At 50.7% G+C, this 24,995-nt stretch carries 24 protein-coding genes; 10 read left to right on the plus strand and 14 right to left on the minus strand.

Annotation, left to right across the window (positions count from 1 at the left end; all coding sequences use genetic code 11):
* The first annotated feature begins 8 nt into the window (after positions 1–8).
* From BZK42_RS18640 to BZK42_RS18655, 4 genes are all read left to right on the plus strand, one after another.
* Complete coding sequence (locus tag BZK42_RS18640; RefSeq protein ID WP_080859772.1) at positions 9–242, plus strand: hypothetical protein; 234 nt, start codon at positions 9–11, stop codon at positions 240–242.
* The gene (locus BZK42_RS18645) at positions 223–462 is read left to right on the plus strand and encodes a hypothetical protein (RefSeq protein WP_080859774.1); all 240 of its coding nucleotides are present in this window, start codon (positions 223–225) and stop codon (positions 460–462) included. Before BZK42_RS18640 ends, BZK42_RS18645 begins: the two co-directional genes overlap by 20 nt.
* A gap of 71 nt (positions 463–533) precedes the next feature.
* Positions 534–3,266 carry a hypothetical protein gene (locus BZK42_RS18650; RefSeq protein ID WP_080859776.1) on the plus strand — a complete coding sequence of 911 codons (2,733 nt, stop codon included), beginning with the start codon at positions 534–536 and terminating at the stop codon, positions 3,264–3,266.
* A gap of 1 nt (position 3,267) precedes the next feature.
* A complete protein-coding gene (locus BZK42_RS18655; protein ID WP_080859778.1) occupies positions 3,268–4,365 on the plus strand; it encodes a hypothetical protein in 1,098 nt (365 codons plus the stop codon).
* Between the two features lie 393 nt (positions 4,366–4,758).
* Here the strand turns inward: BZK42_RS18655 and BZK42_RS18660 are convergent, their stop codons facing one another.
* The 11 genes from BZK42_RS18660 to BZK42_RS18710 all read right to left on the minus strand — a co-directional run bounded on the left by BZK42_RS18660 (position 4,759) and on the right by BZK42_RS18710 (position 18,794).
* Positions 4,759–6,471: an alpha,alpha-trehalase gene (locus BZK42_RS18660; protein ID WP_016153356.1), complete on the minus strand. Its 1,713-nt coding sequence runs from the start codon at positions 6,469–6,471 to the stop codon at positions 4,759–4,761.
* Positions 6,472–6,642: 171 nt separating this feature from the next.
* Positions 6,643–8,073, minus strand: a complete 1,431-nt coding sequence (gene dhaM, locus BZK42_RS18665; protein WP_080859780.1) for a dihydroxyacetone kinase phosphoryl donor subunit DhaM — start codon at positions 8,071–8,073, stop codon at positions 6,643–6,645.
* A 10-nt stretch (positions 8,074–8,083) separates the two neighbouring features.
* The gene (dhaL, locus tag BZK42_RS18670) at positions 8,084–8,716 is read right to left on the minus strand and encodes a dihydroxyacetone kinase subunit DhaL (protein ID WP_016153354.1); all 633 of its coding nucleotides are present in this window, start codon (positions 8,714–8,716) and stop codon (positions 8,084–8,086) included.
* An 11-nt stretch (positions 8,717–8,727) separates the two neighbouring features.
* A complete protein-coding gene (dhaK, locus tag BZK42_RS18675) occupies positions 8,728–9,798 on the minus strand; it encodes a dihydroxyacetone kinase subunit DhaK (protein ID WP_016153353.1) in 1,071 nt (356 codons plus the stop codon).
* A gap of 325 nt (positions 9,799–10,123) precedes the next feature.
* Positions 10,124–11,398, minus strand: coding sequence for a Glu/Leu/Phe/Val family dehydrogenase (locus tag BZK42_RS18680; RefSeq protein WP_016153352.1), 1,275 nt, complete (start codon positions 11,396–11,398; stop codon positions 10,124–10,126).
* A 321-nt stretch (positions 11,399–11,719) separates the two neighbouring features.
* On the minus strand, positions 11,720–12,688 hold the full coding sequence (locus tag BZK42_RS18685) for a Csu type fimbrial protein (RefSeq protein ID WP_080859782.1): 969 nt from the start codon (positions 12,686–12,688) through the stop codon (positions 11,720–11,722).
* Positions 12,689–12,701: 13 nt separating this feature from the next.
* A complete protein-coding gene (locus BZK42_RS18690) occupies positions 12,702–14,987 on the minus strand; it encodes a fimbria/pilus outer membrane usher protein (protein WP_080859784.1) in 2,286 nt (761 codons plus the stop codon).
* A 55-nt stretch (positions 14,988–15,042) separates the two neighbouring features.
* On the minus strand, positions 15,043–15,765 hold the full coding sequence (locus BZK42_RS18695; protein ID WP_065554722.1) for a fimbrial biogenesis chaperone: 723 nt from the start codon (positions 15,763–15,765) through the stop codon (positions 15,043–15,045).
* 14 nt (positions 15,766–15,779) lie between these two features.
* Positions 15,780–16,310, minus strand: a complete 531-nt coding sequence (locus BZK42_RS18700) for a Csu type fimbrial protein (protein WP_016153348.1) — start codon at positions 16,308–16,310, stop codon at positions 15,780–15,782.
* Positions 16,311–16,629: 319 nt separating this feature from the next.
* On the minus strand, positions 16,630–17,361 hold the full coding sequence (locus tag BZK42_RS18705; RefSeq protein ID WP_032931597.1) for a MerR family transcriptional regulator: 732 nt from the start codon (positions 17,359–17,361) through the stop codon (positions 16,630–16,632).
* A gap of 221 nt (positions 17,362–17,582) precedes the next feature.
* On the minus strand, positions 17,583–18,794 hold the full coding sequence (locus BZK42_RS18710) for a diguanylate phosphodiesterase (RefSeq protein ID WP_016156768.1): 1,212 nt from the start codon (positions 18,792–18,794) through the stop codon (positions 17,583–17,585).
* A gap of 318 nt (positions 18,795–19,112) precedes the next feature.
* On the opposite strand from BZK42_RS18710, the gene ycgZ reads away from it, so the two are divergent.
* The 5 genes from ycgZ to BZK42_RS18735 all read left to right on the plus strand — a co-directional run bounded on the left by ycgZ (position 19,113) and on the right by BZK42_RS18735 (position 20,890).
* Positions 19,113–19,349 (plus strand): regulatory protein YcgZ, encoded by a 237-nt coding sequence (ycgZ, locus tag BZK42_RS18715; protein ID WP_016153345.1) that lies wholly within the window; start codon positions 19,113–19,115, stop codon positions 19,347–19,349.
* A gap of 42 nt (positions 19,350–19,391) precedes the next feature.
* The gene (locus tag BZK42_RS18720) at positions 19,392–19,664 is read left to right on the plus strand and encodes a hypothetical protein (RefSeq protein WP_047358278.1); all 273 of its coding nucleotides are present in this window, start codon (positions 19,392–19,394) and stop codon (positions 19,662–19,664) included.
* A gap of 34 nt (positions 19,665–19,698) precedes the next feature.
* The gene (locus tag BZK42_RS18725) at positions 19,699–19,965 is read left to right on the plus strand and encodes a biofilm development regulator YmgB/AriR family protein (protein WP_016153343.1); all 267 of its coding nucleotides are present in this window, start codon (positions 19,699–19,701) and stop codon (positions 19,963–19,965) included.
* Between the two features lie 128 nt (positions 19,966–20,093).
* Entirely contained in the window at positions 20,094–20,339 is a 246-nt protein-coding gene (locus BZK42_RS18730; RefSeq protein ID WP_016156767.1) for a hypothetical protein, read from the plus strand.
* Entirely contained in the window at positions 20,339–20,890 is a 552-nt protein-coding gene (locus tag BZK42_RS18735) for a LuxR C-terminal-related transcriptional regulator (RefSeq protein ID WP_047358277.1), read from the plus strand. Before BZK42_RS18730 ends, BZK42_RS18735 begins: the two co-directional genes overlap by 1 nt.
* A 142-nt stretch (positions 20,891–21,032) precedes the next feature.
* On the opposite strand, the gene BZK42_RS18740 is transcribed toward BZK42_RS18735, so the two are convergent.
* The gene (locus tag BZK42_RS18740) at positions 21,033–21,824 is read right to left on the minus strand and encodes an SDR family oxidoreductase (protein WP_047358276.1); all 792 of its coding nucleotides are present in this window, start codon (positions 21,822–21,824) and stop codon (positions 21,033–21,035) included.
* Positions 21,825–21,972: 148 nt separating this feature from the next.
* On the opposite strand from BZK42_RS18740, the gene BZK42_RS18745 reads away from it, so the two are divergent.
* Positions 21,973–22,866, plus strand: a complete 894-nt coding sequence (locus BZK42_RS18745) for a LysR family transcriptional regulator (protein ID WP_016156764.1) — start codon at positions 21,973–21,975, stop codon at positions 22,864–22,866.
* Between the two features lie 24 nt (positions 22,867–22,890).
* Here BZK42_RS18745 and BZK42_RS18750 read toward each other — a convergent pair whose 3' ends face one another.
* Both BZK42_RS18750 and BZK42_RS18755 read right to left on the minus strand, forming a co-directional pair.
* Positions 22,891–23,880 (minus strand): aldo/keto reductase, encoded by a 990-nt coding sequence (locus BZK42_RS18750; protein ID WP_047358275.1) that lies wholly within the window; start codon positions 23,878–23,880, stop codon positions 22,891–22,893.
* Between the two features lie 26 nt (positions 23,881–23,906).
* Positions 23,907–24,758 carry an aldo/keto reductase gene (locus BZK42_RS18755; protein WP_016153337.1) on the minus strand — a complete coding sequence of 284 codons (852 nt, stop codon included), beginning with the start codon at positions 24,756–24,758 and terminating at the stop codon, positions 23,907–23,909.
* Positions 24,759–24,995: the final 237 nt, after the last annotated feature.

Genomic DNA, 24,995 nt, shown 5'->3' on the forward strand with positions numbered 1-24,995 from the left:
GAGGCAATATGTGGGTTCAGATAGCGTATTACGTGGCAGTTCTGGTGGCATCCTATTTTATCAGTGTGGCGGTCGCCAGAAAAAATCAGGGCAGCAACGCGAAGCCGGAAACCGCAGATAACTGGGAATTCCCGCAGGCGCAGGAAGGGACGGCCCAGTGTATTTTCTTTGGTGACTGCTGGACCCAGGACTGGTTTGTCCTGGCTTACGGGAATTATCGTTATGCCGCCATCAAAAAATAATACGGTCCTGCGGGTCACGCTGGTTCATGTTCGTCAGGCGGGTTACTGTCCGCAGGGAGCCCGCCAGTTTGCACGGCGTTATGGACTGGATTTTCGCCGGTTTATTCGCGATGGTTTTATTGATGCTGAAATATTATTGTCCACCGGCGATGAACTGGCAGTCCGGCTGGTTGAATTTGCCCGCCAGGACGCGTTGCAGAATAAAAGTTTGCCAGATTAAATTCGCTGTCTGATTTAATCACCTTAATTGACAGAAAACATCTCACTGTATTTATAACCGGGACGCATATCATGGGGAAAAAGAAAAAGGTCACAGTCGGCTATAAATACTCCTGGGATATTCAGTCCGGTCTGGGGCGTGGTCCCGTGGATGAAATAGTCGCCATTACCGCTGATGATAAATATGTTTTTGCCGGAACGTTGCGTGAGGTAACCGCCAATAAAGCTATCTATATTAATCAGGAGGGCTTATTTGGCGGAACAGATGTGGGGGGCGAAGGCGGTATCCGGGGAACACTGGAATTCTGTATGGGCGAAAGTGACCAGGTTCCTTCTGACAGGCTTAAAGGATTACTGAAAGGCGTGGTGCCGGGATTTCGTGGTGTGGTCACCACTTTTTTCTCCGGGATGATAAGCGCCTACAGCGCCAGCCCGAAACCGTGGAAATACCGTGTCCGTCGAGTACTGAAAGGCTGGGACAACAATAACGCGTGGTATCCGGAAAAAGCGTTGATTGTCCTGCGCAACGATAACGCAAATGTGAACTGCGGCGGTGCGGTAAACAACTCGGATATGATAATACCGCCGGGACCGGGAGGCCCCATTTTTAACCCACCGGTGGGTAATCCTGACGGACGCAATGATAATCTGCACACCATTCATGCCATGAATCCCGCGCATATATTAATAGAGTGTGCGACTAATCGTGACTGGGGGCGGGGGTTGTCCTTTGAAGATATTGATACCGACGCTTATAAACGTATGGCAGATAAACTTTATGATGAAAAGTTTGGTCTGTGTTTTCGTTATAACCGTCAGGACAGTCTGGATACCTTTATTCAGCAGATTCTTGATCATATTGGCGGAGTTCAGTATGGCGATTTAACCACCGGGAAATTAACCGCGAAATTAATTCGCGATGATTATGATCCGGAAAAATTACCATTATTTACTTATGACAATGGCATATTACGTGTTCAGGATGATGACAGCAGTAGCGCCGATAAAATGGTCAATGAGGTTGTTGTTACCTGGCATGACCCTGTGACAAATAAAGATGATACGGTGCGGGCTAAAAATCTGGCATCCATCCAGTCTGTGGGACTCATCAGCCAGTCAGTGGATTATAAAGCGATACCCACGCACGAACTGGCGTCCAGGGTTGCCCAGCGTGAACTGGAATCTGGCGTAAGTGGTCTCACGCGTCTGGTTATTTTTATGGATCGCCGCGCCGGTATTCTGGCTCCGGCAGACTGTTTTCGTATTTCTGTGCCGGACCGGGGTATCAAAAATATGATCCTGCGGGTGGGGGGTATGCGTGAGCAGGATGACGGCAGTCTGAAGGTTACCGCGCTGCAGGATGTTTTTGGTCTGCCTTCTCAGTCCTACAGCAGTGGTCAGCAGGACAGCCAGTGGATACCGCCTGACAATACGGCACATCCTGTCACGCTGCTGAAAGTAACGGAAATCCCCTATTATCTGCTGAGTACCGTCTTAAGCGATCAGGATATTCAGCAACTCCCTGACGATGCCGGATATACAGGCGTCATGGCGTCATCACCGGGGAGTCAGGCAATCAATTACGAACTGCTGACGAGGTCGGGTAACCAGGATTACAACAGAGCCGGGCTGGGTGACTGGACGCCCCTGACAGTTCTGCAGACTCCGCTGGGGCCGCTGGATACGAGGATTAACGTCTCTGTTTCAGAACCGTGGCCAGTGGCAGGTGACAGTATCCTGATTGATGAAGAAATCGCGCTCATTCAGTCAGTCAACAATAACGATGGCAGTCTGACGCTGGGGCGAGGGTGTGCTGATACGATACCCGCCGCTCATGCCGCCGGGGCCGTTGTCTGGTTTATAAGTAAAGAGATTGTTGTTGATCCCCAGGAATATCTGGCAGGCGAAGTTGTCAGCGTTAAATTACTGACCCGCACCTCGGCCAGTGTCCTGGCTGTAGCGGATGCCCCTGAAAACCGTATTACACTGTCCCACAGGCCGGAGCGTCCATATCCTCCGGGTAACCTGCGCATCAATAATCAGCCGGTTCAGACGGTCACGGGTACCGGGAGGATCACTTTCACCTGGTCGCATCGCGATCGGGTTCTGCAGGGCAGCAGTCTGTTACCTACCCAGGGCGGCAATGTCGGGCCGGAGGCAGGTACCCGTTACCGGGTCAGACTATGTAAAGGTAATACCACTCTCCGGGAGGAAATGACTGAAGGTACTTCGTGGTGCTATCCGCCGCAGTCCATGACGGCTGATGAGGCCGCCCATCTGCCCCGCTGGGAAGCCATTGACCGTTTCACGCTTTGCAGTCTGCGTGATGCTCTGGAAAGCTGGCAGGGATACAGTCTGTCGGTCAGCGTCTCATCGGGGTCGATTTTTGATGATGTGACGCCGCCAGAACCACCCACACCGCCCGTTGACCCGGATAAGCCCGTCGACCCGGACATACCCGTTGACCCGGATAAACCTGTTGATCCAGATAAACCCGTTGACCCGGACAAACCTGTTGATCCAGATAAACCTGTTGACCCGGATAAACCTGTTGACCCGGATAAGCCAGACGACCGCCCGGATACACCGGAAAACCGCATCAATGTTCGCGCGGTATATGGCAACACCCTGATTAAGGCAGGTATGGCGATACCCGCTAAAGCGCTCTCTGGCGATATCGTTAGTGGCGGTAATACGCTCAGTATCCCGGTAAAAGCTGTTTGCGGTACGACGCTGGACAGTGGCGCGGATTTACAAAAGCCCGTGAAAAGTGTTTACGGTTATTTATTAGTGACGGAGGTCTGACATGGCAGGCGCAAATCCCCTGGCAGCAATGAAGATTAAAGAGCTGATTAGTTTTAAACAGATTACACCGGGTGAGCTGGGCCAGTATCCGGTACTGGCGTTAAATAACTGTGGTATCACTGCAGTCAATGGTATTTCAAATAATCCCACGACGTTCAGTATCGGGCAGATGACGGTACTGGGGAACACCTTTTATGGTCTTGTGGGTAAAACGCAGACCCGGCAGCGAGTCAGCTATGTTGATATTCTGCTTCTGAAAGACCCGAGCCAGCTGAAGCAGAAAGCGGTTCAGGTGGGAATACGGTTAACCCAGAGTGCGGTACCTGCCAGTCAGCGCGGTGAAAAAATGTTAAACATTGTCAATAATTCGTCCATATCCACCCAGCCCATAGCGGGTACGCTTACTGAGGACAGCAGCGCTTATTATGAAGTCGTTGTAAGCGCTGCCAGCAACAACATTCTTACAGCGCAGGCATTCGTTAATAAGCAGTCTGTCCTGACTGCCACACGACCCATCCAGCAGGGTTACCCGCTTCTTCTCCGTGTGGGAATAGACAGCGCTGGCTTCACGGTAGCGTCTGCTGATGGTTTTACCTTCATGCTCGATGATATCTACATCGCCGAACTGGACTACAACAGCGACGGAACGGTAACGCCGCAACTGCTGGGTAATCTCACCCTGGAGCCGTTCACCGTTGCCAGCTACAGCGGGGATAAGCACACCAACACGAAAAATCAGGATATCGTGACGGCGTTAAACACCCTCGACCCCAACAACGACCTGGGCGTACTGGCAATTAAACCTGTTGAACAACCCGCGAGCGTGACGTTTAACGTTCCGGACATTGCCGGAAAGTCAATACTGGGGGCGTCGCTGAATATCGTCTATAAAGACTCCATTGCGCCCAATAACCGCCTTAACTACCAGATAACGGAAGGCACCACGCAGCTTGCGGCAGAAACCATCACCGAACGAAACGCCGATACCACAGGTTACACCACATTCAGCAAAATACTGACCACGCCGGAAGGTGGTGGAGACTGGAATGCGGATAACCTGAAATTTAAGCTGGATATGGTTAACAAAGGAGTGGAATAACAACCAACCATCTCGCGCGTTACTGTAATTAATTTTCAATATGTGAAAGGGATTTCGCTTCTCATTTATCGCGCGGATCGTGTTTATTTATCGCGCGGCGCATCAGTTTGAGCCAAGGCGGGAAGATGGCGTAGCAGCAATGCAGATGCCACAAGCTGGGCAAACATCCGTCTTGTCAGTGGCATAATTGTTATCCTGAAGGTGATAAAATCGCTATATATTTACATATACAGCGAATAAAAACATGTTCAGAATCAATTTCTCACGGATGAAAACCCGGAATACCCCATAAGGGCTAGATGGCGTAGAGACAACAGGAATGGCGAAATATAAGCCAGAAAAAATCCGCGACGCAGCGCGGATTCGGGGAGTAAAACGCTTCAGGTAACGGCGTTAAGACGTCGGCTGAGCCTGTTTTTTAGGCTCGACTGGCGTGGTACTTGCCGGGGCCGGGCGCGATGCGGGCACGCTGTCACAGGGCTTTTCTTTGGCGCAGATCAGGTCGAGCATTTTTAGCGTTACGCCGTTGGTCCAGCCAAAACCATCCTGCAACGGATATTCGCCGCCGCCTCCGCCAGTGCCTGTGCTACTCACGTCATACTTTTCAACCAGCTTTTTCTCACGATCGTAGGTGTGCTGCACGTTGGTGAGGAATCGCCAGGTCACGTCCATGGCGACATTATCCTGACCATAATTCTGTAATCCCGATGCGGCGACCCACTGGAGCGGGGCCCAGCCGTTGGGAGCATCCCACTGCTGGCCGCTTTTCACCGACGTGGTGGCCAGGCCGCCGGGTTGCAGCAAATGCGCCTGGGTTGCCGCGGCCACTTTACTGGCGCGATCTTTTGCTGCTGCATTGACATACAACGGGAACAAGGCGGCGGCCGTGAGTTGGTTACGTACTTTGTGGCTCTTCAGATCGTAATCGGCATACCAGCCTTCTTTGTCGTTCCACAGGTGCTTTTCGATCCCTTTTTGTCGGGCATTAGCGAAGCCTTCATATTGTGCAGCTTTGGCATTATCCCCGGCGGCCTTGCTGGCGAGGGCGATCATCTTTTCCATTTTGTACATCAACGCATTGAGATCGACTGGAACAATGCTGGTGGTGCGTAGGGTGCCTAGTTGATTGGGGTTATCCATCCAGCGGGAACTAAAGTCCCAACCCGACGCGGCGGCAGAACGCAGGTCGCGGTAGATTTCTGTGGCCGGTCGGTTCGGATTGCTTTTCGCTGTGGCGATATCCTCCACCCAAGACTCTGGCCGCGGCGTATCGCGGTCATCCCAGTAGCGATTCAAAATGGTGCCGTCATCCAGTTTAACCACGCGCTTATTCTGCTGACCGGGCTGGAGCGTTTCGACGCCTTCCATCCAGTAGGTGTATTCTTTGAGCATCTGCGGGAGGTATTTTTTCAGCGCGTCATCCCCGTCATGCTGCGCCAGCAGTTCCACCATAAAGGCAAAGAATGGCGGTTGAGAACGGCTCAGATAGTAGGTGCGGTTGCCGTTAGGAATGTGCCCCCAGGAATCAATCTCGTAAGCGAAGTTTGCCACCATGTCGGAGACCTTATCCCAGTGATTGCTCTCGGCAAGCCCCAGCATGGTGAAATAGCTGTCCCAATAATATATTTCGCGAAAACGCCCGCCAGGCACGACATACGGTTCCGGGAGCGGCAGCAGAGAGTCCCATTTTTCAGCGTCGGTTGTCGAACGAGTGAGTACCGGCCACAGTCCGTCAATATGCTCGCGCAGCGATTGCCCGGCTGGAGGGACGTATTTCTCGCCAGCTTTCGGCAAGGTGAAATTCACTTCCACAAAATGACGTAAGTCGAATCCGGACTGATTTTTCTGCATCCGGTAATCGGCAAGGATCATTAATGGATCGCTGTTAGGGACGGCGTCAGCAAAGGTTTTCTGGTCAGGAAACAGTTTGGCCGTTTGTACATCGTTAAACAGTGGGCCAAGCAAAATATCAGGCGGCTGAGGCGTTGCGGTTGGCGCGTCCTCGGCGTTGACGGCAAAAGAGGAAAGGGCAAAAAAGGTGCTTGCGAGCGTCAGTTTTATTGCAACAGAGAGCAGGCCTGGATGGCGAGTTGCAGGCGTTATCATCGGTTAATCTCCTTAGGGTGTGCCGAAGCAGCGGCATTTACCATGAGAAAACCTTAGTTCAGGATCGACCGTTGCGCGTGATCGACGCCCCATTTTGCGAATAAACAGACATTTCCCGACGCGAATCGAAAAGATGCACACCCTTTGTCGGCAAAGGGCGTGCAACCGACATCAGTCCGCGCGGGTTATCCGCTGGGCCACGCTGTCAAGGGTCAGGGTATCACCCATCGTGATACTCTCGATGGCCTCGCCTTGCTGACATAACCAACATAACCCCATTGCACGGGCGATAATCGCCGGGTGGGACGCTTCGCTCCCGTCCCGCAGGCAGATGCCTTTGATGGTCTTCGGATCGAGTTGCAGCACCGTAGATGGATAGATGACCTCCGCGACCAAAATAGTGGGGCGGATGAACGCGGGAATTTGTGCAGTCTCTCCCGTTAAATACTGCAGAGAACGAGACAACAAATCTTCAATATCGATGTATCGCGCCTGCAGGTAAGGATCGTCGAGCTGTAAATACTGCTGGCTGAGATCGCTCAGCACCTGATGCCAGGCCCAGGCCGCGCTGCACTGCGTTTCACGCATTAGATCACAAGCCATATCGAACAGATCCGGATCGTCCAACAGCGTGTGGTGACCGGAGAAAATAGCGGCGATATCTGCGGAATATCTCTCTTCTGCAAGCGCGGTTAGCTCGCTTAAGTCGTTCAGCGTGCTTTGGATAGCGACCCGTAACCGTTGCTGCTCAATCTGGAGTGAGGCTACAGGCTGCTGGCTTACCTGTGGTGAGAACGGTGTGTAACAGAATGCCGTCCCCGTGACCTGTGAGGGAACCTTCGTCACCACGGTATCAGCATGCGCGGGCTCGAGCGATTCACCAAAATTCTCAGCCGCCAGCTGTTTGAATGCGGCCAGCGCATCCTCTGCCTGTTCGCCCTTGGCAATCAGGCGCAGCGTGTCGTTACAGCGTACCTGCAGCAGGGCAATCTGATTCAGGCTATCAGGGACGACGCACTTGCCATTTTTCTCCAGCCACATATCGGCGTTAAAGCCAGACAGCGCGGAAACCAGCCGGGAAGCCGGACGCACATGAATGCCGTTTGGGTTTTTCACCACAATGGCCACTGAATGAGCATCTGCATCGGGCGCGAATTCGGCAGATGTCGGCTTTGCTGCAGATGACGAAGGTAAACCCAGTTGCTCACATTTGGCATCGAGGGCGTTCATGGCATCACAGATGACCCGCTCGATGTCAGCACCTGCGGCAGCGCTAACCGTTGCGGCGAGCGTGCCTTCGACCAGCGGCGCGGCGCACAAACGTACTTTGGCGGCAATGGCCGGATCGAGCAGTTCCAGCGCGGTTTCCGCACTCAGTAGCGCACTACCGATATCCATCATCACCAGCACGTGATCCGTATCGGCCACGGACTCAATGGCTTCCATCACCTTGATAGGATCGGTGCCAATCGGATTCTCTGGATCGTCAATGCCTGCGGCAATAGCGATTTTGCAACCATCACCCATTAACATCTGCCGGGCTAGCGCGCCGACGCCTTCGCCCAACTGGGCGCTGTGAGAAACAATAACCAGGTTTACCATCGCTTTATCCTTACTCTCTGGACGCCTGAGCCAGCATTTGCATCATAAACATTACGGACGTTGCGCCGGGATCCTGATGCCCAATGCTGCGCTCACCGAGATAGCTGGCGCGGCCTTTGCGGGCCTGCATGGTGATGGTGCTTTGCGCTGCTGCTTCCGCTTGTTGGCTTGCCGCTTCCAGCGCCGCCTGTACGCTCAGCTTTTGCTCGCAGGATTGGCGTAAAGATTCCACTACCGGCAGCCAGACATCGCACATGGTTTTGTCGCCAGGTTCAGCTTTACCGCGGCTAATCACACCTTCCGCGCCATCACGAATCATTTGATACAACTCCTCAAGCGTCAGGCTTTGATGAGCCTGGGTCACCTGGGCGGCGCGGATAAAAAAGGTACCAAACAGTGGACCGCTGGCCCCCCCGACGCTTGAGAGCAGCACCATGCCGGTGTTTTTCAAAATAAAACCAATGTCTTTATCGGCGATGGACGGCAGCTTTTCGACGACTTTGCTAAAGCCGCGGTGCATGTTCAGACCGTGGTCGGCATCACCAATTTCCCGATCAAGACCGGTGAGAAAATCACTTTCGGTGGTGAAGATCTCACCGCAGCGATAGAGCCAGTTAACAATTTGTGTTCTGTTGAGGGACATCATGTATCTCCTTATTTACCCCAGTTGAGAGCAGGGGTGTGAACCGGTGCATCCCATAAGCTCAGCGTGTCGTCATCCACCTGTAACAGGGTGATTGAGAAGCCGGTCATATCCAGAGAGGTACAGTAAGAACCGATCAGGTTGCGCTCAATGACGATGCCGGCGTCCTGGCAACGGCTTTCGAGGCGGTTATACACGCCGAAGAGTTCTGACAGCGGCGTCGCACCGAGATTATTGACCAGCGCAATGACGCGATCGCCGCTTTGCAACGCGCGCTTGCTTTCTTTGCCTTCCTGCCACGCGCCCTGAACGTTGTCCCAGTGGCGGAGCGTACGGCTGTAGTTGCCGTTTTCCAGCAGGGTATCGAACATTTCATCAACGGTCTGATCGAGGGAAGTGAAGGTGCGGCGGTCAATGCCCGGTTCCCCGTGGATACCCACGCCAAACTCCATTTCGTTATCCTGCAACGTGAACGACGGTTGTCCGGCGGCCGGAACGGTACAGGCGCCAATGGCTATCCCAATGGAGTGGCCCTGATTATTCAGTTTACGACCCAGCGCCGCACAGACTTCCAGTGAGTCACCGCGTTCGGCGGCCGCGCCGACCAGTTTTTCGATCAATACGGTATTCGCCACACCACGACGACCGGCGGTATACAGACTGTCTTTCACCGCCACGTCGTCATCCACTACCATGGTGGTGACTTTGACGCCGCTTTCATGCAACAGCTCGGTGGCGGTTTCGAAATTAAGAATATCGCCGGTGTAATTTTTGATGATCAGCAGTACGCCTTCGCCGCCATCAATTTGCATGGCGCATTCGAACATTTTATCCGGCGTGGGTGAGGTAAAAATTTCACCCGGGCAGGCACCAGAGAGCATGCCCTGACCAATATAGCCGCAGTGCATAGGCTCGTGTCCGCTGCCGCCGCCGGAAAGCAGCGCCACTTTGCCCATTACCGGCGCATCTGCGCGGGTGACATATACCGGATCCTGATGCAGTGCCAGGGAAGGATACGCTTTCGCCAGTCCGGCGAGTTGTTCAGTCAGTACGTCTTCAACACGGTTAATCAATTTTTTCATTATTTATGCTCCGCAGACAGTCCTGGATGGCTGCCAGATTCGGGCAGTCATCTGATGTAGGGTATCGGGTTATACAACGCCACGGCGACTGCTCGCTGCCGATAAGGTAATTTTGCACACGGGTTGGCAAAAGAAAATTGCTGTAATGGGCGTTTCAATACGAAACGTAGCAACATAATAATGTTCCGTATTGGAACGTCATGGTGCATAAAACAGCGAAAATGAGAGGTTGGGCCGTATTTGGCCGGGAAGCTGATTCACGGGTGTTTATGGAAAACAAACCACCTGCAGAGCAGGTGGTTTGTAGGCAAGGTCGATTTCGGCGTTAGCCCGGATAAATTCCGCGATCTTTACGTGCCAGCAGAATGCGTTCGCAGGCAACAATGTAGGCTGCCGTACGCAGTGAGCAGGATTTCTCTGCCGCTTTTTCCCACACGTGTACCATCGCATCGGTCATGATTTTGTCCATGCGATTGTTAATCTCTTCTTCGCTCCAGAAGAAGCTAGCCATGTCCTGAACCCATTCGAAGTAGCTGACGGTTACGCCGCCGGCGTTACAAACAACGTCTGGGACAACCACGATACCGCGGCTTGCCAGAACGTCGTCGGCGTCCGGATAGGTTGGGCCGTTAGCGCCTTCGAGTACCAGTTTACAGGTCAGCGTTTCCGCGCGGTGACGGGTGATCTGGCCTTCGAGCGCGGCCGGGATCAGAATATCCATCTCCAGGCTCCAGAAGGCTTCGCTGGCAATGGTTTCAGCGCCCGGGAAACCGGCAATCTGTTTGTGCTCCAGTTGCCAGGCAGACAACGCGGCCATGTCGATACCCGTTGAGTTAAACAGCGTTGCGGTGTGATCCTGAATCGCGACCACGCGTGCTCCTGCTGCCGCGAACAGGCGGGCGGCTTCGCTGCCGACGTTACCAAAACCTTGCACCGCTACGCGAGCGCCTTCAACGTCGATGTTGGCACGACGCGCCACTTCCAGACCGCTGACGAAAACACCACGACCGGTGGCTTTATCACGGCCTAACGAGCCGCCGAGGTGAATAGGTTTACCGGTGACCACGCTGGTCACGGTGGTGCCGTGGTTCATGGAGTAGGTATCCATCATCCAGGCCATTACTTTTCCGTTAGTCCCCACATCCGGCGCAGGAATGTCTTTCTGCGGCCCGATGATAATGCCGATTTCGCTGGTATAACGGCGGGTTAAACGCTCCAGTTCACCTTCGGAAAGCGAGAACGGATCGACGCGCACACCACCTTTCGCACCGCCGTACGGCAGGTTCAACGCTGCGCATTTGATGGTCATCCATGCGGACAGGGCCATCACTTCATTAAGATCAACATCAGGATGATAACGCACACCGCCTTTGCCCGGCCCGCGGGAGAGGTTATGTTGCACGCGATACCCTTCAAAATGACGGATAGTACCGTCATCCATCTGCACCGGGATATCGACAATCAGCGCGCGTTTTGGGTGGCGCAGGGTATCCACCCAATGGGAAAGTTCGCCCAGGTAAGGGGCCACACGCTCGATTTGTTGCAGGTAGGTATTCCAGGCAGATGTGCTGCTATCTGAAGCGTAAGATAACTTATCCATGATAAACCTTAGTTATAAAAGTAATATGTTCTTAATTTGGCCGTGGTATACAGTGAATCACACCATATGAACCTAAATTTAACATTTATTTCATGGAATGGCCTGTCCGGCTAACACGGTTTATCGGCATGAAGCGTGTGGGCTTTAGCTGAGAAGTGAATAGTTATTCTTTGATTGTGCTGATATTTCGGTAATTTTGCTGGCTGGATAATTTAATATGCATGATTTATAAAAATCGCAATTTGTCAGATTTATGACGCACCTCTAAAAGTAAATAATATGATAATAAAATGTATTTGCTTTATTGCGATTAAGCTGGGGTCAGTAGGTCACGGCGATGGTAACGGTATCAGCATAGTTGTCAGGCGTGTAGTTCGCGCTGGGAACGGTGGCGTAAACCGGGTAGGTGGTGGTGGTTCCCGTACCGTTGCCCGCGACGGTATTGAGCGATGAATTGCCCCAAACCGTTCCGGACGGCCCCGGCGTCGAGCTAAGCTGGTAGGGGACCTTGTCCGTATTTGACCCTGTGCCGGCCATCACGCCGCTGCCTGCCGTATTGCCGTTAGAGGGCTGAAGTCCGATGGTGTAAGGCGTGTTATTGGAACATGCTACGCCCACGGTATTTGAAGCCGTTAGGTTACGCCCGGTCGCGCCGGCGGGCGCAAAGCTAATATTGGTTGCAGAGGTGATATTGCACTGTTTGCTGACCGTCGCCGATACGGTGAAGGGAAGCCTGGCGGCAACGGTATCGCCACAGGTGGTCGGCGGGAAAAGCAATCCAGGATTGAGGGTGACAAGGGCTGTCGCCGCCGTATAGCTATCCTGATAGCTTCCGGGGACCGCTGAGGTTTGTGGCGTGACAATCTGTGCTGATACCGTGAGTGAGCCCGTCACTGGCGTCAGATTCAGCAGGTTAAGCTGTATCATTGGAAAAGTTGTTCCCGACTGATACTGACTCCCCCAGACTTTAGTGTGCCCGGCATCCTGGTAAAGCTGGTATGCCAGCGTTCTGGCAGGTGTTCCGTTTAATGACATATTTCGAGGTGTCACCTGGCCACTGACGGCTGAGGCGCCAATATTAAAACAGAGGTTGATCCCTGCCAGCACCTCGCCAAGCTCTTTGGTGCAGGTGTAGTTGAACGTCATTGATGACGTTGCGCCTGTTGCAGACAGCGGATTGACTGAGCCCAAATTTATGGGTTGTACATTGCTCACCGAACAGGTTACGGCATGGCTAATCGCCGGACAAAAGAGTACGGCTGCGATGAGTAACAGATGCCTTAACCTCATGAGCGCACTCCTGTTAGTGTGGCCGGCAAACCAGTGGACCTATTTGCACAATCCCCTTTGCGGAAGCGGGATAGTCAAATTGCACGCGACAACTGCCGGTGTCTGTCTCAACGCGTAGCGCGTTGTGCTGTTCCAGCGTGTCGAACCAGGTCATCCCATCAAAACCAACGACAGACGATTGTCCTGCTCCGCTGATGGCGTATGCCATGCTGCCTTCGGTAATGGGTTTACCCTGATTGTCGACGAGGATGACCTGCGCAGCGCGTATAGGGGTAATGCCAAAGCTAACCAATGTACCGGAACGATCGGCAGGCGTTGCATTCGTCTCAACGCGTGCGATCCGCATATTGGCGGGGAGATCCATAGGGTCAATACTGATCAGGTTTTTTTGATAACTGTTCAGCGGCGTGACCAGCAATAGCCCCTGGTCGTCGCTGCGACCAATCAGGTTATTTTGTAATTTAATCGGGACGTCAGGAACGCCGTCAGTTGATACGACGGCAAAGCCATTGTTGATTTCTCGTGCTGCAAACAGGCCGCCGCCCATGGTAACAAGCGATCCGGTGGCGCCTGCGTAGCCGTAATGGTTATCCGGTAAACGGCTGAATCCCGCGTACGCTTTACCATAACGACCCAGATATCCCACTTCTCCCTGACCGCTTTGCCGGGAAGCCTGCTGACTGGCGGCCAGATTCCATCCCCAACCACCGTCGGCAGGGGGCGTCAGGCTGGCGTTGAGCTGGTAGCCGGTTTCATCATTGGTGCGTTGTAGGGTGCTGCTGGCACTGAGATTATTATCAGTGGTTATTGTCACCATCAAATAGAGACTGCGATCGCGGTTATCGTCGATGTTTTGGTTGAATCCGGCATTCAGTGAAATGTTGTCGGTAATCGATTTGAACCAGCTGGCGTTGGCGTAGCGCACCGCATTTTCGTGCGGATAACGAAACTGCAGGTAACTCAGGCTGACATTACCGGCAGCTTCCAGCGAATAGCCAATGACCGTATTGCTGTTAAGCGTCGGTGGCGGCTCGCCATAATGGGTGGCGACATCACGATAATCGCCGGAAGTGGCCGTCGTACTGGTACTGAAATTAAACCGTTCGCCGGACCAACGGTAACCAAAACTGTACAGAAAACCGTTCTTTCCTGAGTCGGTACTTGCGGCAACTGAGGTCGAAAACGTGCCGCTGCGGGTGCCTGGGATCCAGTCGTTACTGAAGCCCGCGTTAATCAGTCCATCGCTGGTTTCAGCGTGAGTCCCGGCGGTGAACGTATTGCTAAACCCACGACGCCATGTACCGCTCAGTACCGGTGCGCTGGCATAATCAAAAGAGGAGTAACCATAGTTTTCGCGTACCGTACCCAGTTCTGCAGACCAGGCAGTTAATCCTTCCCGCAGCAGTTGCTGATCGTTGTAGAACGAAAAATTTTGTACGCTCGTTCTGCCCAGCGCATCCGTCATCATCACCTGACCCGTTCCCGCGCCGCTGATGTTCGGCATTGTGTTGATCTGAAAGCTACCCGCGGGGACTTCTCCGTTGTAGTACCTGACGCCGTCGACGTACAGCTCAACGTTTGACGGCAACGTCGCGGAGCCAAGATATGCAGGGAGCGGGGTGGTTGGCATATAGGGCCGCAAACCAAAATCGGTTCCTATCTGAATGCCGCCGATACGCGTCGGTCGGGACCAGATAAGTGAACTGGTCAGGGTATCGCCAACGGTTACCGCCAGCATCGTTTCGGGAAATGACGTACGCCAGCTGGTATCGAGTCGCTCAACGCTGTTATCCGCATTTTCCTCGGTGGAGTACTGCGTCAACTGGGTGGTGCTGAGCACGCCTGCAGCATTGAAAGCGCGGAGTTCGCTGAAGGTATTTATTGCGCTTTCATCCCCCTGTTGGGTATAGATATCGTAATTGAGCAGCGCTCCGCGTGATGTTGTCGCCGTCGGCGCGGTCTCTACGGGGGAGTTAAGCTGCGTGGTCGCAAGATCGAGTGAACTGAGTGGCGCAGTAAGCGAAAGCGTTTGCAACTGAACGTTATAGTCAATGGTTAGCTCGGGGATATCGTTCAGGCAGACGGCGTGAGTGGCGTCAGGCGCAAAGCGAAAGCCCATTTTTCGCAGGGTATCTGCCCCTGCATAGAGCTTTCCATTATCGTAACCCAAATGCACCAGCCCAACGGGATTCCCATTTAAGGTGACGTCGAGATACAAATTGACCCCCACGAGCTGCGCTGCGCCATTAATAACACCATCTTCGTTCAGGTTATTATTCAGCGTTTGTGCGCAAACCATTCCCGATATTAATACTCCATTGAGAAAGCAATATTTCACCAGAAGCCAGGATCTGTTACAGATCTTGTACTGTTTTTTTGCCATTGATTGTGACTTCAACTTTCCCGCCATCATGAGTATTACTGGCCGACGGGGAGACTATCCAGCGCATTGTTGAGCCGGGTAAAACGTAGCCTAACAGTCCGGGCGTAATAACTTTTTTAGCACCGTCAGGGCTTATAAATGTTGCAGCAGATAATTGTGCATGCCCATTTCCCTGGTTACTCACTTCAATAAATTTTTTGCCATCAAGCTGTTGTAATTTCCATTGCAATTTAGCCTGCGTTTGCGCCGCTGATGTTGGTTGAATGAAAACGGGGACGGAATAATGCAGCACAAACTGAAGCTTATTTTTTTCTACTTTTGCAGGCGGTAACTCATCTATCGATAACCGATAAGCGTCTTCAGCATGTGCCGAAGGTGGGCCGGTCCGAATAACGCGAATCAACTGACGTTCTCCGGGGGCTAATGCCAGCATCGGCGGGCTAATGACCAGCCCCTGAGAGGGGGAAAGTTTGTCGCCGTAAGCGCTCTGGCTCCAGCGAAAAACCCGAACCTGGGCATTGAGCACATTTTCACCCGCATTACTAAGCCAGATACCATCGGCATTTTGCGTCGCGAGCAAAGTTAATGTGACCGGGGCGATTTGCAGCCCGCTGGCGGCGGCAGGGTTGAGGCTCGCAACCATCCCTAACAGGCATGCGCAGGCACACTGCTGAACAGGCAGTTTTACTCTCATGTGGCTTCCTGAAGTTAGTAGTTAACGTTAACCGTTACCGTGTCGGCATAGTCGTCAGGAGTGAAGTTGGCGCTCGGTGCGGTGGCATAAACAGTAAACGTTTGCACCAGCCCGGTCCCCGTCGCCGCTACGCCGTTTCCAGGCGCGGTGTCGGTGGCGGTGTTCCCCCACACCGGGCCTGTTGCTGATGTTCGATTTAGCTGGTAGGGCACTTTATCGGTATTGGTGGCTGCGTTAGCCACGGAGGACATGGCGCCTGAGCCCGTCGTCGTCCCCCCATTGGCGGCCGACGGCGCCAGACCGATAAAATAGGGCGTGGTTTTAGAACAATTAATCGAAATCGTGTTGCTTGCATTGGTATTTGTTGCCGTGGTATTCACCGGCCCAAGCGTGATATTTGAAGCCGAACCGGCAGTCACGGTACAGGCCTTTTGAATCGTCATCAGTACCTGAAATGTTCCGTTAACGGTTGCTGCATTTGCCACGGGAATAATGGAAAAGGCGCAGCAACAAAGAATTAAGCGTTTGTCTAAGACTAGAGCCATATCCTTTACCTTTTTCAAATAACCACATTTATTACTTTAGAAAAACAATAATGTGGTACAAGAAGACATGGTTTAACCCTAGAATAAGTATTAGGCGTGCGCCAGTTGATCTAATAAATTTTACTTAGGAAAAAGGTGATGTCGTTTGCAAAAAAATAATACCCACGGGTGAGTATGTTGTTTTGTTTTATGCTACTGCGGGTATTAAGTCAGGCGGGTAGGGAACACAGATTCATTGGATGGCATTCAAAATAACCACCCAAAAAATGAGAATTAGTAAGATTTATCTTACTCAGCTCATTACTGCGATACATGTTGGTTACGGGCTGTGAAAAATGACTTTATAACCTTGTTCGTTCCAGTGTTGTAGAAGTTCATTTTGTCTGCGGGTTGGCGTAATACCAGTCCAGACAAAAAGCGTTTGCCCGGGGAAGAGTTCAGGTCTTGGCGATTCAATGGGTTCAGCAAGCACGGCAATATGCCAGCCCGATTGCGATAAACGCCAGGCTTCGAGCCATAAACGGGTTCGGTCTTCAACATCCCAGGCCATCAGGATGGCATCTTTCCCTGATTTGCGCCGCGTTTCAGACAGCAGGGTGGCTACATATTCAATCAATGCGCCATCAAGCATACTGTTCATGATACGGGATGTATTATGGTCAAGTATCAACCGCTGACGCACAGGAAGATAAACGCGATCAATCAACGCATCTACGGGGTAGGCGCGACCGAGTGCGATAATTTTGGCTCGCAGCTTCGGGGGATACGCCATACGAAGAATGCCCATCATCTCTTCTTGCAATTGATTCCAGTCGTCGTCAGTTTCACGGGTACTGGTTTCCAGCAATGCTTTAACTTTGCCAACGGGTGTGCCACTGCTAATCCAACGTTTTATTTCTTCAATACGTTGAATATCCTCTTCATCAAAGAGTCGGTGGCCACCTTCGCTGCGTTGAGGTTTGAGTAAACCGTAACGTCGTTGCCATGCCCGAAGGGTGACAGGATTTATCCCGCAACGTTCTGCGACATCCCCAATGCTGTAATAAGCCATAATTCCCCCAGACACTCCTGATTCTCCGTCACCGATATGCGGTTCCTGCTACTTTGTACAACATGCATCAAATTGTACAAAACATACATAGGATTCTAGCAAAATTAAGATTTACTTTACTATCACGTAGGGAGTAAATGCTGAATTTTTATGTTCAGCATAAAAGAGGTGGCGGGATTATTGTGTAATAACAATACGTTAATTATTGTAACGCTGAGAAATCATTTTTTCTCTGGCCACGCGACAGACGGAGTACCATTCAGGCAGGCTCTTGCAAACAGGTTACCCTGGAAGATCTCAATACCCGCGGATTCAAGCCACATCCACTCTTCAGGTTTTTCGACGCCGACCGCAGAAATCATAATCTCCAGTGAAGCGCAGCATTTGATTATGGCCTGAATGATGGCCTGCCGTGGTCCACTTTTATGCACATCAGTGATGAGTTCGCGGCTTATCTTAATTCGGTCCGGTTGAAAGCGAGACAAAAGCTGAAGCCCGGCAAAACCTGCCCCGAAATGATCTATCGCCACACATATACCCGCTGCCTTGAGTGACTTCACGGCCTGCGCGAACGTATCAAAACGCGAAATAACTTCACTTTCGGTAAACTCTACAATGATTTGTTCAGGCACCAGTCCATGCGCCGCGATTTCGTTTATAAGAAAGCTGACTGCATCGGGTCTGTTTACCAGGGTCATGGGTAACAGATTAACCGACAGCATTTTGTGATTAAGTCCCAGTGCGCTTGCCATTGCAAATGCAGTCTTTTTGCTCTGCAGATCAGCGGTATACACATCTTCAGGTTTGAATTTGTCAAAATACGTTGCGGGCGTTTCACCGTCTTTACCGCGAATAAGGGCTTCCAGCGCAATGACGCGCTGTGACATAGGATCGATAATTGGTTGAAAAGCAAAGCTGAAATCTGTATCTGACGGGAGTGTGCTTTCATCCAGGATGGTACAGGTATTGTCGGTTATAAAACTCCAGTAATCAGGCGCAGGTATTTCAAAATAGCTCGATTTTTCCGTGGCGAGGACAAATGTGCGGAAAAACTGTAATGCTCTGTCATCATACGTGAGCTGAAATTTGGACGTACCCTTATTGAGTACAGCTTGCAGGACGTCATTCCGTTCATGTTTTTGTAAATCAAATAACTCCATCCCTACATTTCCGAATCTTCTCGCTGGCGCGTAATCACACATCAGTTCAACGATATTGTGGTGCCGGGGGTCGTTACAAATACAACGATAGATCTCTTTTACCTGCTCCTCTGGGCCTTCAAGCAGTTGGAAAAAGTGATGGCCGTTAAAGAGTAAGATCCCCGTAACATCTGATCGCCTGTTTTTGATATTTGCGGCTGTCACCATATCCTCAAGCGCTTTGAGAGGGGCGTCTTCACGTAGATGGCTACGGTAAATAATGGTCGTGAGCATGGACAGTCCGGGATCAAGGAAGGAGAAGAGGTCTGGTCAGTATCAGACAAACCAGGTTACGCCCTGATTTTAATACATAATTCTAACTTTGTCTTTACAAGTGATCGGGCTAATACAGATCAATTTCATTGATAACACAAAGTGATTTGTACAAAGAAATTGAATTTCATGAAGATTTGAAACATCGTAACTACATGATTTAATTTATTTAGCATTTTTTGCTAAAAATTAGCGTGCTATGTTGTACACATTTTCGGTACAGCTTTGCTACTGTTATAAAACTTAATATTCACCAGCATTTTGTTACAGGAGCACTCCATGCAGCAGCATACCGTTCGCACTGATTCTGCAAGCGCGATTTCTCGTTACTTTGCTAAAGCGCATCTGCCAACCCAACAGGAAACGTTGGGCGAAATCGTGACTGAGATACTAAAAGATGGGCGCAATCTCAGTCGCAAATCACTGTGTACCAAACTTCTGCACCGTCTTGAAAATGCATCAGGTGAGAATGAACAGAAACATTACAATGCGTTAATCGGCCTGCTTTTCGAATAAAATAAAGCCCTACTATGATAATGGGTAAGTAGTGAAGGAGTTATGAAGAAACCTGACAGTGAACGCTTGAAACATGAAATTACAGGTTTGGCTGTGCTAGAAATTTTGCGAATGCATAAAGACGTTTCGTTAGCTGCACTGATTAAGCAATTGCGGCTTATGCATGCCAGTGAAATGGATGGTACACGTAAACAATTAATTGACAGCGTTATCAATGATTTCACAAATGTTAATCCGGGGAAGATAAGCAGAAAACCGGAACAAACGAGAGATGAGAGTGCTTTCAGTGCCAGCAAAAACCCTAAATTACATTAAAGATAATTCTCCAGACTATACAAGCGAGGTTACCATGCTTCATGAAATTAATGTCCACAGTGTAATGACGGATAAAGCTTTATCAAGTTACTTCCATAATGCAGGTGAACTATTAGCAGATGAGTCAGTGGTATTGGGGCAGGCGGTGACAAATGTAATTCTGGCAGGTGATAATGTTAATAATAAAAACATCATTTTAAGCCTGATTAGTTCTCTGGAGTCAACAACTGACGTTGTCAAGGCAGACATTATCAGAAAAACCCTGGAAATAGTGTTACGTTATACGGCTGATGACGTCTAATGAGATAGCACATTAATATAAATACACAGCACAATTATTGTATGATGTAAGTTCTGTCGCTTCGCTGTTTGGATTAAGACTATACATAGCATCCTCTTATTTTTATGACTGCATATTATGGAGTTGATATGGCTAATTCAATTCCGGAAGATTTTATTTTCCGCTGCGCTTTGTATAAGGATATAGAGCGTAATGTCATGTTAAAACAGGGTTGTATCAGTAATGATGTTCTTATTCAGGCATTCAGCACGCAGTTGAAGAATGAGAAGAATGTGATACTGACCGATCTCTATTCACAGATTCTGGCACATCTTCAACTCGATAAAACTTCGCAGCCCGGTGAGGTCAATGGTGATTTTTCGTTGAGGTCATAATGATGAACATCATGCAGGAACATGCTGGAAACGCAGTTTTATGGATTGATGATATCTATATCAGGCAAGGGTTAAAGAATATCCTTGCAGATATCGTTTTTGAAGATGACAAGGCGCGACTTGTTTTCTTCACCGCTAATCACTTTGACGCGGTAAAAAAGCAAAATTACGATCTGAATACATATCGCCTGGTGCTGCTGATTGATGGCCATCTGTATCAGTATCTCAATGACATCTCACTTTACAGACTGCCAGTAGATAGCGATGTTGCCTCAATCAAGCAATTTATTATTGATATTACTCGTGCTGGTGGAAAGCACGAGCATCAATCGGAACTCAATATCTCCTTGACTGCGCGAGATAAATATATTTTAACGCAGCTAGGGGAGGGGCGAACTGTTTTTGAGATATCTGCCATGTTAAATCTACACTTAAAAACCATTTACCAGGCCAGGCAGAATCTGATCAAGAAACTTGGTTGCTCAGGGCTGATTGATTTTCAGGGAATACTGCAAGCGCAAATATTCCGAAACTGGCTGAAGCATGCCTGATCATCGATACGCTAAACTTACCTTCAGCGATTTGTGTAAGTTTAAATCAATCGCTCGGGTTATCTTATCGATGATGTCTTCTGTTGTGAACATAAATTAACGCTCATTATAAGAGGGCGATGATACAGCCTTGTCGAGATGCTTATGATTTATTTATAGATTTCAGCAACCCCGTGCGGTTCAGCTCGTTAATAATGCACTCAGGTTCTTCATACAGAGGCATATTGTCTATATCTAAAACGCCATCATTTTTTTGTGGATCATCAGCCTGCAGGTCTGCAAACAGTGGAGTAAGATCCTGCGGTGCTTCGCCTCGTTCGGCCACCAGCTCAAACGTTTTATTTTTTGCTGCCTCGTTGGTCAGGGCACTGACCAGAACCTGGGCGATTTGCTGCCTTGATATCACACCATCTTCTGGTGTTCCTGCATGGCGACGATCCCCCTGGAGCAAAACAATTCTGTGTTCATCATCATTGTTGTAATCAAACCAGCCGGGTCTGACGATGGTATAGGGGTGACCACTCGCTCTGACCAGACGTTCGGCACGTCTTTTCCAGTCATGAACCTCAGTGCGTTGATTCCAGGTACTGAGTCGTTCAGTCACGCCAATCGTGGTCATTAAACCGATGCGTACAGGTGTATCCCTGAAGAGTCGTAAAATGTTACGCACACCGCCGTAATCTATCGCTCTGGCGCCAATACGCCCCTGGCCATCGGAACCGAGAGTGAAGATGATGGCATCAATATCTTTCGGCAAATCGGTAAGTGTTTCAGGCATTGAAACATCGCCGTAAAAAACATCCGTTCCACGCGGAAGTAATTTTACTTTCCGTTTATTTCTGACCAGCGCCACGGGCTGATGACCCATTTCGATAGCGGTATTCACGACATGAAGACCAATACTTCCGGTCGCGCCTGCAATGAGTATTTTCATGATAAACCTTCTGATAATTCAGACTTATTTTCTCTACAGTCAGAATATCAATTATCATTATTGTCAGTAATAGGGCTAAAATGATTGTGTCTATGAACACCCTTCATGAGTGCGCGATGAAGGGAATGCCACCATAAGGAAATCGCCGATGCTCAAAGAAAACTTCAACGAACTGCAAATCTTTCTGGTGGTGGCAAGGGAGCGAAGTTTTACCAAAGCAGCGGGCAAACTGGGTGTTTCTCAGTCTGCACTCAGCCATGCGATGAAGGCGCTGGAGGAAAGGCTCAATATCCGCCTTCTGACCCGTACGACCCGAAGCGTTGCCCCTACGGAAGCCGGTGAGCGAATTATTGCCTGCCTTGAACCGCGTATTGCCGATCTTGAACAGGAGCTGGAATCGTTGGTTCAACTGAACGGCACTGCCTCCGGCAATATCCGCTTATCTGCTGGGGAGCATGCCGCGCGAAGTCTGGTATGGCCAAAGTTAAAACCTTTCCTCAGGGAATATCCGGAAATTAATCTCGAACTGGTGGTTGATAACGGCTTTGTCGATATTGTTGAGGGCCGTTTTGATGCCGGGATCCGCCTGGGCGAAAGCGTGGATAAGGATATGGTTGCTGTAAGAATTGGCCCGGACATGCGCATGGCCGTGGTGGGAGCACCGTCTTACTTCGCGGCAAACCCTGCACCTGAAACGCCGCACGAGCTACAAAATCATCGGTGCATCAATATGCGCCTGCCGACTGCCGGTGGGCTTTATCACTGGGAGTTTGAGAAGGAAGGGAAACCGTTACGGGTCAGAGTGGAAGGGCAGGTAACGTTTAACCAGCAGGCAGAAAGGATTGATGCTGCTTTATCCGGTTTTGGCATTGCCTGTATGCCTGAAGACAGAGTGCAGGATTATATCAAGTCAGGAGAGCTTATTCAGGTTCTGCAGGACTGGTGTCCATCTTTTCCCGGCTATTATCTCTACTACCCGAGCCGTAAGCAGCACCCGCCCGCATTTGCGCTGATGATCGATGCACTTCGCTACGCCCAATAACGGGTCCGTAGACCCGTTCGGGTATTAACGGCCTACGCGGGCCAGGTGCTCAGGAGAGTAACGTTCACCGACGATGTTAATCGTTTCCAGCGCCTGGGTTATCTGCTGCGTATCCTTCTGCGAAAGAATGATGTCGGCAGCCCCCAGGTTTTCCTCCAGCCGGTGTAGTTTGGTGGTACCAGGGATAGGAACAATCCACGGCTTTTGTGCCAGCAGCCATGCCAGCGCGATTTGCGCAGACGTCACGCCTTTCTCTGCCGCCAGTTCACCCAGCAAGGTGACCAGCTTTTCATTGGCTTCAATCGCCTGCTCGGCGAAACGCGGCACTTGGCTTCTGTAATCATCCTTGCCAAAAGTGGTTCCTGGCTTAATCGATCCCGTCAGGAAGCCTTTGCCTAATGGGCTGAAGGGAACGAAACCAATACCCAGTTCCTCCAGTAACGGCAGGATTTCCTGCTCAGGTTCGCGCCACCACAGAGAGTATTCGCTTTGCAGCGCAGTGACCGGTTGTACGGCATGTGCACGACGAATGGTTTGTGCGCCCGCTTCGGACAGACCGAAATGTTTGACTTTGCCTTCCGCTATCAGGTCTTTCACAGTTCCCGCGACATCTTCAATGGGGACATCCGGGTCGACACGGTGTTGATACAGCAGATCAATGACATCAGTCTTAAGGCGGCGTAATGATCCTTCCACGGCTTCACGGATATGCTCCGGACGGCTGTTTAAAATCTGCTGCTTGTTGTCCGCACCGAAGGTAAAACCAAACTTGGTGGCAATAACCACACGGTCACGAAACGGTTTTAAGGCTTCGCCTACAACCTCTTCATTAAGAAAGGGGCCATACACTTCAGCGGTATCGAAGAAGGTGACGCCACGTTCAACCGCAGCGCGAATGAGCTCGATAGCCTGACGGGTATCGGTCGCCGGACCGTAGCCATGGCTTAAGCCCATGCAGCCGAGCCCAAGCGCGGATACTTCGAGTCGGGATTTACCCAGATAACGTTTTTGCATTGAATGAATACCTCTTTTATCGCGACTTAAACATCAAGTTTGCGGCCGGTCAGCCATTCCACCATCGCCGGGTCGCGGTGAGAGAAGAAGGCGCTGGTTGCAGTGTCGAGGGCAGCAATCTGCAGCATATCTTCAGAACTGAGTTCAAAATCGAGAATGTTAATGTTCTCTGCCATGCGTTCTTTGCGCACCGATTTCGCCAGTGAAATGATGCCTCGCTGGAAGATCCAACGCAGAACAACCTGGCCCACGCTTTTGCCGTACTTCTGACCAATTGCCGTTAACACGGGATGCTGGAACAGACCATTTTTCCCTTCAGCAAACGGAGCCCAGGCTTCCGGCTGAATGCCACGGCTTTGATTCCAGGGAACGGCATGCAGCTGCTGGTTGAAGGGGTTAACTTCAATCTGGTTTACCGCAGGGGCAACGTTGTTGAAGGCGATAAGGTCGGCCAGTCTGTCAGGATGGAAGTTGCTGACGCCAATGGCGCGAATTTTTCCTGCCTGTTGTAATTCTTCCATGGCACGCCATGCCCCATGGACATCACCGTAAGGCTGGTGAATCAGATACAGGTCAACATAATCAAGTTGCAGACGATTCAGGGAGCGTTCGAACTGGGCTTTAGCGCCTTCGTAATGAGTATCCTGCAGCCACAGCTTGGTCGTTACAAAGAGTTCGTTACGGGCGATACCGCTTTGTTTCAGAGCGTTCCCAACCTGGGTTTCATTCTGGTAAGACGCGGCGGTATCGATCAGGCGGTATCCCGTGTCGATGGCATCAATCACGGCTCTTTCGCATTCAGCGGCATCAGACATTTGAAACACACCAAAGCCCAGCAGGGGCATTTCAATACCGTTGTTCAGTTTTACAGTTTGCATGACGTTATCCTTTGGCTGTTGTCGAGGAAAAGCATAACGCAAAGTTATTTATTCGATTAGATGGGGTAATTAGCTAGGGTTTATTAGATGTGTTCATTAATTTTGAGGAGGGCTGATGGGCGGCTTTGTGTAAGAAATGAACGTTTTAAACACTAAGGAAAGGCATTTATCCGTCGGGAGACAGTCCATGCAGCTGCCCGTCGCACCTCAGACCCTATAATACCTCGTAAATCAGCA

The organism is Citrobacter braakii (assembly GCF_002075345.1).
Lineage (GTDB): Bacteria > Pseudomonadota > Gammaproteobacteria > Enterobacterales > Enterobacteriaceae > Citrobacter > Citrobacter braakii.